This is a genomic window from Streptomyces sp. NPDC048637, assembly GCF_040650675.1.
In the GTDB taxonomy this organism is placed as follows: domain Bacteria; phylum Actinomycetota; class Actinomycetes; order Streptomycetales; family Streptomycetaceae; genus Streptomyces.
In genome coordinates this window covers 506,438-518,714 of sequence record NZ_JBEZHQ010000002.1, presented here as the reverse complement: position 1 = coordinate 518,714, position 12,277 = coordinate 506,438, and the positions used below count along the sequence as shown (strand labels likewise).

Here is a 12,277-nt window from a genome sequence, read left to right as displayed (position 1 = left end):
GGGAATTACTTACCGAGCGGCAGACCACCGAGCAGCGAAGTCTTCTTGGTGGCTCCGGCGACGCTCCCGAGAAGTTTCTTCGCGCTGGTCGACTTGACCTTGTCCTTCGTGGTCTTGACCATCTTGACCAGCGGTGCGATCTGGTGGCCGTCCAGCTGCTTGCTGTTCAGCGCGTCCGTCAGGCCGCCGTTGAGGCTCATGGTCGGAGCGCCGGGCTGGGCGGCGAAAGCGGGCACGGCCGCACTCAGCGCCATGACGGAACCAACAGCAACTGCGGCAGACTTCGCGTACTTCACTTTCAACTGTCCCTTCTCGGGCGGTGCTTGAAGGTCCCGCGGCACAAGTGCCGCGTGAGCACTCACTTCGCTGCTCGGATCACCGCATTCACCCTGATAACGAGTACCGCCGCACGGAGAAACTCTGAAGTTCCACCTTCTTGACAACGCCGCGCAAAAGATGCGGACTTTTGCGATTACGGCGGTCGACTACGGCGGTCGATTGCGGCGGCCGGGGCCGAACACCGACCGGCCCCGGTGCGCAGACGTCCGCGCACCGGGGCCGGATCAGATGTCACGGCTCGAAATTTCTTCGAGTCAGTGGTTCAGGCAGTTGTTGCCGAACGCCGGGTTCAGCAGAGCAACGATGTTGATGGTGTTGCCGCACAGGTTGATCGGAATGTGAACCGGCACCTGGATGGCGTTGCCGGAGAGCACACCGGGGGAGTTCTTGGCGCCACCTGCGGCACCCGCGTCGGCGAACGCCGGCGCAGCCGAGCCCACCGCCATGAGGGTTCCGGCAGTGACTGCTGCGACCTTTGCGTACTTCACTTTCAGCCCTTCCTGCAGCGGGTCCGTAGCGAACACGACCATCGTGTCGCTCGGGCGCTGATCTGCTCGCCCGTAACGCCGCTGCCGATATTGGTAACGATTTCTCCTCGTGGACGAAACTCTTCCCGAGAAGTTTTCGGAGGAATCGCCCAAACGATGCAAGACCATTTCAGGAGATTGCCACCGCGCATACGACGCGGAAAAAACACCGGAGTTCGAACGTACGAGGTATCCGCCGAATACGAATTCCTACCGAACAAGCCGCGAAAATCCTCGGCTTCACGGTTCGTAGGAGGGTGTCGCGGGCCCGGACCGCTCAGGAAGCGAAAGCCTGCGGCCGGGCCTGCAGCCGATGGCCGGTTCAGCGGTTGCCGACACCGTTGGCGGCGAGCACCGCGATGTCGTCCAGGATGTGCGACAGCGCCTCGTCGCCCTTCGCCTGGCTCGAGTTCTCGACGCACTGCTGGTTCTGCGGCGACGACAGCACGTTGATGTCCTGGGCGATCGCCGCAAGGTTGACCTTGGGCAGGGCCAGGCACAGCTTGTTCAACGAGCCCTGGATGAGCTCCAGCTGCGGGCTCATGCTGCCGCGGGTGGTGGAGTTGCCGAACGCCGACGTGGCGCCGTTGCCGTTGACCGTGGAGGTGCCCGTGTCGTTGCCGGTAGCCATCGCCTGGGGGGCGGCTGTCGCCGAGATTCCGACGACGGACGCGGCTACGGCCGTCGTGGCCAGGACCTTCTTGATCACGATTTACCCTTCTCGAAGCGGAGTGCCCGTATCCGGAGCTCCCTGGTCAACTCCCTTCTGGGGGTGCGGTTTCGCCGTTTCACCCGAATGCCACGAAACGATAGATACATATCACTACGGCCGGGCAGCATTGCGGTCCGCAGAGGTTTTGCACGGCAAAGGCCGGTACGAATTATTCGTACCGGCCTTTGCCGTGGAGCGGGCCGCCCGAATGCGGTCCGGCCTCAAGAGCTATACGTTGATCAGACGTTGAGGCAGGTGTTGCCGAACGCCGGGTTCAGCAGGGCGATGATGTTGACGGTGTTGCCACAGACGTTGACCGGCACATCGACCGGGACCTGGATGAGGTTGCCGGAGACAACGCCGGGCGAGAACTGGGCAACTCCCGCCGCGCCGGCGCCGCCGTGCGCACTGGCCACACCGGCTCCGCCCACAACGGCGACACCCGCGGCGGCGGACAGGACGGCGGCCTTGGAAACAAACTTCACGGTGAACCTCTTCACTGAGCAGCAAGCAGAAATCTGTACGCGCCCCTTAGAGCGACAAGCTGCTCAACTCATCAACCACGCCAAAAGTAGCGGTTCAATCGGGTGAATGCGCGGGCGGCAACTACGGGGCGGGAGGCATTGGCGAGAGGGAGATATCCGGTGTCCGGTGACAGCCCAACATGCGGTCGCGCAAAGGCAGATTGTCAGTTCCGTCGTGCAATGGCGTCATGAAGGTGCCCCATGCGCAGGTGGGGGCCCGGCTGTTGCGGCAGCAGAGTCCGGTGCCGCGGACGGACGCCCCGGTCTAGGAGCTGTCGGGCGGCCGGCGGGTGTGCAGGCGCAGGTCGGCTCCGCCGCCGAACTCGCGGTTGCGGTACGGCAGAAGACGCCACCCGCCGGGGCCGTGCCGTCGGCGCGCGCCGCGCGTTCGCTGGTCAGGACCTGGGCGGTGCCGGGCACGCTGCATCTGTCGCCGGCCGAGGGGATGGCGGCGTATCTGGCGCTGCTCGGGGCGGCGCGTACATGGGAAGAACCCGCCTGGCAGCGGACTTTCGGGGTGGAGCCACGGCAGATGGCGGCGCCCGGGGAGGCCGTCGACGACATCCTGGACGGTCAGGTGCTGAGCCGGCCGGAGCTGATCGCGGCGGTGTCAGCGCGCGTCGGACCGGAAGGGCTGGGCGAGCAGCTGTCCTCCGGTTGGGCCCGTCCTCAAACCGCTCGCCTGGACGGGGCGGCTGTGCCAGGGGCCGCCCCGGGGGCAGCACGTGACCTTCACCTCGTGCGTGCGGCTCAGGGCCGGTCCGTCGGGTCAGGGGCGTGTGGGCCGCGGTGGTGGGGCCTCGTGGTGCCTCGCCGGACGGCTCGGGTCCGGTCGGGTCGCGCTGTGCCCGGCCGTGATTCGGTCGGTCATGACCGGACTCCACGGGCGTCGGCATCGGGTCGTCCGTGCTGGTCAGGGCGATTGTCAGACCCTGGTGCAAGACTCAATGGCATGAGATGGGCGGTGGTGGAGACGGGCGACGGGGGTGCTCGTCTCTGCCCGCTCGCCCAGGACGGCCGGCCCGCCGGGCCGGTGCTGCAGGAGACCTCGCTCGCGGCGGCGGTGCGCTCCCGTCCCGAGGTCGAGCGGTGGGTGTGGCGGTCCACCTCGGAGATCTACCGGCGACTACTGGCGGCGGGGGTGCGGGTCGAGCGTTGCTATGACGTGGAGGCCGCGGAGGCGCTGCTGATTGGCCATGAGGAGGGCCAGTCGGGCCAGCCGCATTCGCTGGCGGCCGCCTGGGCGCGGCTGCACGGCCTGCCCGTCCCGGTGGACGCGCCGGTCCGTACGGCCGAGACCCAGCCGTCACTGTTCGATCCGGGCCCGGTGCCGCTGCCGCCCGGTACGGACGAGCTGACGGCGCTGCTGGAGGTCTACGCCGGCCATGTGGCGCGCGCGGCGAAGGCCGAACACCCGGACCGGATGCGGCTGCTGCTGGCCTCGGAGTCCGCGGGCATGCTGGTCGCCACGGAGATGGGGCGGGCCGGGGTGCCCTGGCGGGCGGATGTGCACCGCACCATGCTCGACGGGCTGCTGGGCGAGCGCTATCCGGGCGGGCTGGAGCCGCGCCGGATGGCGGAGCTGGCCGATGAGGTGTCCCGGGCCTTCGGGGCGGGTGCGCGGGTGCGCCCGGATCTGCCGAACGACATCATCAAGGCCTTTGCCCGCGCCGGGATTTCCCTCACCTCGACCCGTAAATGGGAGCTGCAGCAGATCGATCATCCGGCGGTGGCGCCTCTGCTGGAGTACAAGAAGCTCTACCGTCTGCACACCGCCCATGGATGGGCCTGGCTGCAGCAGTGGGTGCACGACGGCCGCTTCCGCCCCGAGTATCTGCCCGGTGGCACCGTCTCCGGACGCTGGACCGCCAACGGCGGCGGCGCACTGCAGATCCCCAAGGTGGTCCGGCAGGCCGTGCGCGCCGATCCGGGGTGGCGCCTGGTGGTCGCCGACGCCGACCAGATGGAGCCGCGGGTGCTGGCGGCCGTCTCCCGTGACCGGGGGCTGATGGAGGTGGCCGGCAGCGGCGAGGATCTGTACGCGGATCTGGCGGCCCGTGCGTTCGGCGGGGACCGCGCCCAGGCCAAGCTCGGTCTGCTGGGCGCCATTTACGGGCAGACGTCCGGCGACGCCCTCAAGCACATGGCCGATCTTCGCCGCCGCTATCCGGCCGCGGTGGCGTATGTGGACGACGCGGCGCGCGCCGGCGAGGAGGGCCGGCTGGTACGCACCTGGATGGGCCGCACCTGCCCGCCCGCGTCCGTGGTGCCGCCCGATGAGGCGGGTCTCCCCCAGGAGGAGCCCACGGGGTACGGCGGCAGCTCGGCGGCCGCCCGTGCCCGCGGCCGGTTCACCCGCAACTTCGTCGTACAGGGCAGCGCCGCCGACTGGGCGTTGCTGATGCTGGCCGCGCTGCGCCACTCGCTGTGGGAGGGCGGATTCCGCGCCGAACTGGTCTTCTTCCAGCACGACGAGGTGATCGTGCACTGCCCCGCGCAGGAGGCGGCGGCGGTCTCCGAAGCGATCACGGCGGCGGCCGATACGGCGGGGCGGATCGCGTTCGGGGAGATTCCGGTCCGCTTCCCGTTCACCACGGTGGTGGTGGAGTGCTATGCGGAGGCGAAGTGAGGGCGGGGCCCGTGCCGGGCGGTGTGGTGCGAAACACCGGCGGGACAGCGGCGGAGCGGGCGTGCGGAGCGCGGATCGTGAGCAGAAGGCCGGGGAGACACCTCCTAGTACGTCCGTTCTGAGCGAGGAGTGCCTGTATGACCGTCCAGCCCGAGAGGCAGGTCCGGACCGCGATGCGGGTGCATCCCGAACTCGTCCCGGTCTTCGAGTCGTTGCCGCAGTTCTCCGATCCGTACGAGGACATCGAGGGCACTCGCGAGAGATTCGACGAGATGCTGGCCGCGTTTCCGGCCGACCGTACGGGCGTGGGCAGCGAGCGGTTCGACATCCCGCGGGGGGACGGCAGTGCGCTGACGGTCGAGGTCTACCGCCCGGAGAGCGGGGCGGGCACCGGGCCGGGGCAGGACCCGCGGGGAGCCGCCCCCGAGGGGACCGGTGGCGCGCTGCCCGCCGTGCTGCACTTCCACGGTGGCGGGTACGCCTTCGGCCGGTCGCTGCCGGGGCAGGACCGCGCGGCAATCGCGCTCTGCCGCGAACTGCCCGCTGTCGTCATCACCGTCGAATACCGCCTCGCCCCGGAACACCGCTATCCCGCCGGGGTGGAGGACTCCTATCGCGCCCTGGAATGGGTGGCGGAGCGAGCCGCCGGGCTGGGCATCGATCCCGCGCGGATCGCCCTCACCGGCAAGTCCGCGGGCGGTGGACTCAGCGCCGCGGTGGCCCTGATGGCCCGGGACCGCGGCGGCCCGGCGATCGTCCACCAGTCGTTGTGCATCCCGGATCTGGACGACCGGGTCGGGGCGGACGAGACGACGGCGGATTCCGCAGGGGCCATGGAGGCGGATGCCGAGGGAGCAGTGGAGGCGGATGCCGAGGGGGCGGTGGAGGCGCGGGTGACCACCGGGCGGAGCGTCCAGCGGACATGGCGGCACTATCTGCCGGAGGGGACGGCCGGGGTGGATGCGTATGCCGCGGCGGCCCGCGCCACCGACCTGTCGGGGCTGCCGCCGGCCTATGTGCTGGTCTGCGATCTCGATCCGATGCGCGATGCGGGGCTGGCGTATGCCCGGCGCCTGATGGACGCCGGGGTGCCGGTCACGGTCCGCAATGTGCCCGGTGCGTGGCACGGCTTCGAACTGTTCGCGCCGGACAGCCGGGTGGCGAAGGAGATGACCGCGCACTGGACGGGGCAGTTGCGGGCGGCGCTGCATCCGGCGGCGGGCTGACGGCCGTGGGCTGACGGCCGTGGGCTGACGGCCGTGGGCTGACGGCCGTGGGCTGACGGCCGTGGGCTGACGGCCGTGGGCTGACGGCCGTGGGCTGAGCCGGACCGGGCGCGGTCCGGCTCAGCCCGGCCTTCCCGGTGCGTCGGGAACCGGTCCGTGCCGCGTGCCGGCCGGTGCTCAGTCCGTGCCGCCCGGTGCGCCGGAGGGGGTCGCTCCGCTCGGGCCCGGGGCACCCGGCGTCTCCGTGCCCGGGGTGCCCGGCGTGCCGGCGTTCGGGCTCTCGACGGTCGAGATCAGGCCACGGGTGATCCGCGTCATCGCCGCGACCAGCAGCTCGCGTGGCTGGTCGGGGCGCTCCAGCCACCACAGGGCGAGCCCGTGGAGCGCGCTGCGGATCGCCTCCCCCAGGGGCTCCAGCTCGGCCTCGGGGATGCCGGGCACGAACTCGCGGAGCAGCGCCATGTCCGTCTCGCGCTGCCGGCGCTGCAGCTCACGGTGGAAGGCCTGCACCTGAGCCTCCCCGGTGGTGTCCCGGAACATCATCCGCCAGGTGTACGGGTGGCTCTCCACATGTCCGAACCAGGCGTCGTACATCGCCGTCATCCGCGTGCCCAGATCGCCCTCGCCGTGCAGGAGTTCGCGGATCGGAGCGGCGGCCAGCTCGTCGCGGTGCCGCTCCAGCAGGGCGAGGTGCAGCTCCTGCTTGGAGTCGAAGTGGCGGTAGAGCATCGGCTTGCTCAGGCCCGCCTCGGCGGCGATCTCCCCGATGGTGGTGCCCGCGAAGCCGCGCTCGGCGAACAGCCTGGCCGCGGTGTCCTCGATACGGGTCCTGGCCTCGGCGCGCGCGGCACGGCTCCGGTCGATCTCGCTCATGTGATCCCCTCCCTGCGATCTGGCTCATTCCAGTGGTGAATTCGGCTCGCCATAGCCGTTGCGATGAAGGATACTGGGTCGTGTACCAATTGGTATACGCGTGAGTAAGTTCGAGATGCGGGGGCTCATCGTGATCGTTTCCGTACACATCGCCGACATCGGCTTCCGCGCTGTGCGCGCCGTGCTCCGCGAGCGCCCACGGCCGGGCCGGACCCCCGGCCTGCGGTACGCCGAGACCACGCTCACCGGCGCCATCTCGTCCGGTCCGCCCAAGCTGCGCCCCGGCCGCGCCGCGTTGCTCGCGTCATGGGACGACGATGCCGCACTCGACCGCTTTCTCGCCGAGGACCCGTTGCCGCGGCGGCTGGCCGGCGGCTGGCATGTGCGGTTGCGGCCGCTCCGGTTCTCCGGTTCCTGGGGTCCGATGCCGGTCGAGATCGCCCCCGGCGCCGCGGAGGACGAGGAGGACGGGCCGGTCGCCGTCCTCACCCTCGGGCAGCTGCGGCTGCGCCGCGCGCTGCCGTTCCTGCGCGCCAACTCCCAGGCCGCCGGCCGGGCTGCCGCTGACCCCTCGATGGCCACTTCGGTCGCCCTGGCCAGACCGCCCCGCTTCGTCGGCACCTTCTCCCTGTGGCAGAGCGCGTCGGCGATGCAGCGCTACGCCTACGGATCCGCACAGCCCGAGCACAAGGAGGCGGTCAGGGAGCACCAGGCGAAGCCGTTCCACCACGAGGCCGGGTTCCTGCGATGCCGCCCCTACGACGCCCGGGGCACGCTGGACGGCCAGGAGCCGGTGGCGGCGGCCGCCATGGCCCCGCGCATACCCTGAGCCGGCCCACGGGTCGGGCTGGGCGGCGGGCGACGCAGGTCCGGCGGGCGGCGCGGGTCCCACGGGGGTGGGCCCGCGGCGGCACAGGCCCGGCAGGCGGCACGGGCCCCACGGAGTGGACCCGCGTGCCCGCGTGGTCTTGGCCCGCGCCGCGGGCCCGTGCCCGCCCGGCCGTGCAGGGCCGTCCCGGCTGTGCGGAGCCGTGCCGGCCGTACCAGGCCGTCCCGTCAACCCTGGAGATTCGCCGGACAGGCCCTAAGCTCGCCGGAAGTGCCGACGGTGAGCGACCGTTGGCGGGCGGCGGGCGGCGGTGCGGTCCTCGCGCCGGACGGGGTTGTGAGGGACGGTGCCGGTGCGGGGGCTCGCCTCTCCGGTGCAGGGCTTCCCCAGGAGGAGCGGAACGGGCTTCAATGCCTGGACGGGCGAGATGAATTGACGGCGGAGGGAGTCGGCCGGATGAGTGCCGGGACCGGGACGAGCGCTGGATCGGAGCCGCCTGCCGAGCACGGCGCGGACACAGCCGCAGGCACGGGCGCGGAGGCAACGGCGGGCGCGGAAGCGGCGGCAGGCACTGACGCAACGGCAGGCGCGGAAGCGGCGGCAGGCGCGGAAGCACGGGCGGGGGCGGGCGGCGGCGGGCTGGAGCGCGTCAATCCGGTGCATCTCGCGCCGCCGACCGGGTTCAGTCATGCGGTGCGTGCCGCCCCGGGCACCCTGGTCTTTCTCGCCGGACAGACCGCTCTCGACGGCTCGGGCCGGATCGTCGGCGACGGCATCGTCGAGCAGTTCGAGCGGGCGCTGACGAATCTGCTGGACGTCGCGGCGGCTTCCGGCGCCGGCCCGGCCGACCTCGCCAAGCTCACCGTCTTCGCCGTCGATGTCGCGGACTACCGCCGGCATGCCCGCGAGATCGGCCGGGTGTGGAAGCGACTGGTCGGCAGCGACTATCCGGCGATGGCCGTGATCGGTGCCACCCGCCTGTGGGACGAGACCGCCCTGGTCGAGATCGAAGGCATCGCCGTCGTCCGATAGCGGACGACGCCGACCGTTCCGACGACTCGACGGCTCCGACGAATCGGCGGCTCCGACAGCTCGACGGCTCCAACGGCTCGATGGCTCGACGGCTCAGACAGCTCGGCGGACCGACGGACCGACGGACCGACGGACCGACAGCTCGACAGCTCGACAGCTCGACAGCTCGACAGCTCGACAGCTCGACAGCTCGACAGCTCCAACGACTCGACGGCTCCAACGACCCGGCAGCTCCGACAACTCGACGGCTCCAACAGCTCAGCGGCTCCCACGACTCAGCAGCTCCCACGGCTCCGGCCAGACACCGCCCCGCCGGACACCGTCCCGCCGGACACCGCGGGACGCCGTCGGCCCAGCCGGACGCCGCCCCGCCCGACGCCACCCCACACGTGCCAAGGGCGCCCGCCCCGCCGGTTTCCCGGCGGAACGCGCGCCCCTGGCACTGTTCCTGGACGTACGCCCCGTCCTGTACGCGCTGCCGCGTCACCCCGTTCGGTGCGGACCTCGGCCGTTCAGTGGCGGCTGCGGGCCATACCCACCGCGTCCTTCGTGAACGCCCAGGTCATCTTGGGCTCCATGGCGAACCGGAAGGCCCGCTGTACGGGGGGTGTGCACAGCACCGTGATGACGGTGCCCGCGGCGAGCGTCAGCAGTACCGCGCCCCAGGGCGTGTGCATCCACGGGGTGTCGTACCAGTTCCAGAAGCGCGACCCCTTGGCGAGGAAGCCGTGCAGCAGATAGCCGTAGAGGGTGCCCGCGCCCAGCGCCGTGCACCACATCGTGCGGCCCGGAATCCAGGCGAAGAAGCAGGCCACCAGCACGAGTGAACAGCCGAACATCGCCAGCGTCATGACCGCACCGCTCCACCACGGAGCGGCGAGCTCCTGTGCGGCGTCACGGTGGTAGAACCAGGCGGCGTTCATCCGCGGTGCCGCCCAGTACGCGAAGACCAGCGCGGTCGCGAAGACCGGTACGGCCAGGATCCGCGCCTTCTTGCGGCGTACGAGCTTGAAGTGCTCCGGCCGCAGCGACAGCCCGATCACGAAGAACGGCAGGAACTGCAGCACCCGTTGGAGGTCCAGGTCGTCGCCGATCTCCGGGGACAGCGACGCGAGTACGGCGATGGCCAGCGCCAGCGGGACCGGCCAGCGCACGATCTTCCACAGCGGGGTGGTCAGCCGCCAGATGAACAGGGCGGCCAGGAACCACGTCAGATACCAGGGGTCCATCAGGCTGATCGGGTAACCCGGATCGTCGTCCGCCCACCTCTTGAAGACCGTGTAGGCGACTTCGAAGAGGATGTACGGGACCGCGACTCCGGTAATCAGCCGCTGCAGCCGGTCCTTGCGCATATCGAAACTGCGCGAGAAATAACCGGAGATGATGATGAACGCCGGCATGTGGAAGGCGTAGACGGTGATGTAGAGCGCCGCCGCGGAGCGGCTGCCGTCACGCAGCGGCTCCCAGGAGTGCCCCATCGCCACCAGCACGATGGCCAGGTACTTCGCGTTGTCGAAGAAGGCATCGCGCGGCTTCGCCTTGGCGGCGGCCTTGGCATCGGCCGTGGCGTCGGTCTTCGCACCGTCCTTGCCCCGGCTCTTGGCATGGCCGCCGGGGCCGGCGTGCGCGGTGCCGGCCGCCGCCGCACCGGAGGCGGTCGCCGTCGCCGGTGCCAGCGTTGCCGTTGCCGTGGACCCGCCGGTCTCCGACGGCGCCGGTGTGCCCGTCCGACTCAGCGTGTCATGCGACATCTGCCGTTGCAGGGGAAGCGGCACCCGCCGTTCGCCGTACGCCGGAAATTCGTTCTTCAAGGAGCCTCCCGAAAGGATCCCAGGGGAGGAGCTGGACGCTGGCCCGCGCCGGGCCGCAAATCGGAACCCAAAAGCCAAATCCTGCGTCTTAGTTCTTTTACGGGGAGTGTGGCGGCGTCGAACATCTCAGGCACCTTAGCCCCGCGGCGGGAATCACGTAAATCCCTGCCGGTGGCGGCCACACGCGGCGCGTCCGCCCTCCACAGCTCCTTCACGCACTGCGGGCGGCAGGGCGGACCGCAGCGCAGCCCGACTCCCTGGGAGATCTGGACAATGCTGCCTTAATCTCCGGCCGTTGCCCGCTATTCAATAACACCTTCGACCCCTCTGGCCCGCACGGACCGGGCGGTCGTGTTCTTCGCCACGTCCCACGCATAGACCTCCAACGGGCGTCCGTGCGGCCCGCGCAGCCGGTGCACGGCCGCCAGCCAGCGTGAACTGAGCGCGGAAGCACGGGGGTTGATCTGATCTGCGAACCGCGCATAGCGCGCCAGCTTGCGCACATCGGGCGCTCCGAGAATCCCCGTACGTACCTGCGGTGCCACCTCATGGACGGTTTTTACGCACATCACACAGAAGCTCTGGACCACCAGCCGGCTCCGGACATGGGCGCGATCCAGCCACCCTCGGACCCGTAGTTCACGGATGACCTGTGCCTCGATTCCGGGATACTTCTCGGGGGCCTTGATCTCCAGCAATAGACGCTGCCCGTTATGGTCCAGGCGGCGCAAGAAGGCGGCAAGTGTGGGCACCCGCTCCCCCTTGAACCGCTTGCCGAACCAGCTGCCGGCATCCAGCCGCGCGAGCTCCGCGGCGGTGAAATCCCCGACCCGCCACGGCGCCCGCCCGGGAAACACCTTGGCGGCGTCCGTCGTCCGCCGCAGCGTGATGTCGTGCAGCACCACCAGGTGGCCGTCCTTGCTCCGCTGCACATCGTTCTCCACCCATATGAACCCGCGGCGGTGTGCGGCGTCGACGGCGGCGAGGGTGTTCTCGGGTGCGTAACGGGAGGCGCCGCGGTGGGCGATCACCCGTGTCGCCGCGGTGCCGGGACCGGCCCGCGCTCCGCTGATCACGGCGACATCCGCGAACTCGTGCGGCCCGGACGCCATCGCGGACGACGCCACCGCGGCCGTCATCAGATAGGCGATGCCGGCAGCGGGGATCCGCAGTGAGCTCCGAAGCATGCGGCAGCCTCCTGGTCCGCTCACCCGACGGCGCCGGCCGCGTCAGGCACGCCCCCTGAGGCCCTTCCTCCCGTCCAGGAATGCCGCTGTCTCCCCAACATGCCCGCGTCCCGCGTCACCCGCCACGTGAGCACCGGCCGGGCGACTCCGCCCCCACCCGCCCCGGCGGTCGCCTTTTCGCAGGTCAGCAGGGTCGGCGTCGGGTACGGAGCGGGCGGTCGGCGTGTTCCTGAGCGGCCCGCCATCCGGGCGGCCGGAATGGCCGGACGGCCGGGATGGCCGGACAGCCGGGATGCCCGGACAGCCGGACGGCCGGGATAGCCGGACGGCCGGGATAGCCGGACGGCCGGAATGCCCGGAGACGGCTCTCCGGCCGTGCGGGCGGCAAGATGGCGCGGCGCCCCGGCCCACCGGCCGTGCGTGGCCGGCCTCCGGGCGCGACCCGGGCGGGCGCCGGTATTGCCGGCAGCAACCTCCTGACCTGGCCTTCTTCTTGGCGGGGACGCTCTGCTGCCGCCGCTCTCCCCCGTATGTAGATCAGGTAACAGCGGTCGATGGGCGGCTGTTACACAGCTGTCAGACCACCGA

Annotated in this window: 11 protein-coding genes and 1 pseudogene; 5 read left to right on the top strand and 7 right to left on the bottom strand. The window is 70.6% G+C overall.

Annotated elements, in window-relative coordinates:
* Positions 1-5 precede the first annotated feature (5 nt).
* The 4 genes from AB0C46_RS05090 to AB0C46_RS05075 all read right to left on the bottom strand — a co-directional run bounded on the left by AB0C46_RS05090 (position 6) and on the right by AB0C46_RS05075 (position 2,063).
* Positions 6-296: a hypothetical protein gene (locus AB0C46_RS05090; RefSeq protein WP_362825743.1), complete on the bottom strand. Its 291-nt coding sequence runs from the start codon at positions 294-296 to the stop codon at positions 6-8.
* Positions 297-593: 297 nt separating this feature from the next.
* A complete protein-coding gene (locus AB0C46_RS05085) occupies positions 594-827 on the bottom strand; it encodes a chaplin (RefSeq protein WP_208687944.1) in 234 nt (77 codons plus the stop codon).
* Positions 828-1,188: 361 nt separating this feature from the next.
* Entirely contained in the window at positions 1,189-1,575 is a 387-nt protein-coding gene (locus AB0C46_RS05080; RefSeq protein ID WP_362825741.1) for a rodlin, read from the bottom strand.
* Positions 1,576-1,817: 242 nt separating this feature from the next.
* Complete coding sequence (locus AB0C46_RS05075) at positions 1,818-2,063, bottom strand: chaplin (protein WP_362825739.1); 246 nt, start codon at positions 2,061-2,063, stop codon at positions 1,818-1,820.
* Positions 2,064-2,169: 106 nt separating this feature from the next.
* Between AB0C46_RS05075 and AB0C46_RS05070 the strand changes: the two are divergent.
* From AB0C46_RS05070 to AB0C46_RS05060, 3 genes and pseudogenes are all read left to right on the top strand, one after another.
* A pseudogene (locus AB0C46_RS05070) lies at positions 2,170-2,703 on the top strand (crosslink repair DNA glycosylase YcaQ family protein); the annotation flags it as partial.
* 351 nt (positions 2,704-3,054) lie between these two features.
* A complete protein-coding gene (locus tag AB0C46_RS05065; protein WP_362825814.1) occupies positions 3,055-4,731 on the top strand; it encodes a bifunctional 3'-5' exonuclease/DNA polymerase in 1,677 nt (558 codons plus the stop codon).
* Positions 4,732-4,868: 137 nt separating this feature from the next.
* Entirely contained in the window at positions 4,869-5,957 is a 1,089-nt protein-coding gene (locus AB0C46_RS05060) for an alpha/beta hydrolase (protein ID WP_362825738.1), read from the top strand.
* 177 nt (positions 5,958-6,134) lie between these two features.
* On the opposite strand, the gene AB0C46_RS05055 is transcribed toward AB0C46_RS05060, so the two are convergent.
* Positions 6,135-6,830, bottom strand: coding sequence for a TetR/AcrR family transcriptional regulator (locus AB0C46_RS05055; protein ID WP_362825737.1), 696 nt, complete (start codon positions 6,828-6,830; stop codon positions 6,135-6,137).
* A gap of 100 nt (positions 6,831-6,930) precedes the next feature.
* Between AB0C46_RS05055 and AB0C46_RS05050 the strand changes: the two genes are divergently transcribed.
* Together AB0C46_RS05050 and AB0C46_RS05045 are read left to right on the top strand one after the other, a co-directional pair.
* Complete coding sequence (locus AB0C46_RS05050) at positions 6,931-7,659, top strand: spheroidene monooxygenase (protein ID WP_362825735.1); 729 nt, start codon at positions 6,931-6,933, stop codon at positions 7,657-7,659.
* A gap of 639 nt (positions 7,660-8,298) precedes the next feature.
* Positions 8,299-8,691, top strand: a complete 393-nt coding sequence (locus tag AB0C46_RS05045) for a RidA family protein (RefSeq protein WP_362825812.1) — start codon at positions 8,299-8,301, stop codon at positions 8,689-8,691.
* Between the two features lie 512 nt (positions 8,692-9,203).
* Here the strand turns inward: AB0C46_RS05045 and AB0C46_RS05040 are convergent.
* Together AB0C46_RS05040 and AB0C46_RS05035 are read right to left on the bottom strand one after the other, a co-directional pair.
* Complete coding sequence (locus tag AB0C46_RS05040; RefSeq protein WP_362825811.1) at positions 9,204-10,442, bottom strand: acyltransferase family protein; 1,239 nt, start codon at positions 10,440-10,442, stop codon at positions 9,204-9,206.
* 362 nt (positions 10,443-10,804) lie between these two features.
* Complete coding sequence (locus tag AB0C46_RS05035; protein WP_362825734.1) at positions 10,805-11,689, bottom strand: glycerophosphodiester phosphodiesterase family protein; 885 nt, start codon at positions 11,687-11,689, stop codon at positions 10,805-10,807.
* Between the last annotated feature and the right edge of the window lie 588 nt (positions 11,690-12,277).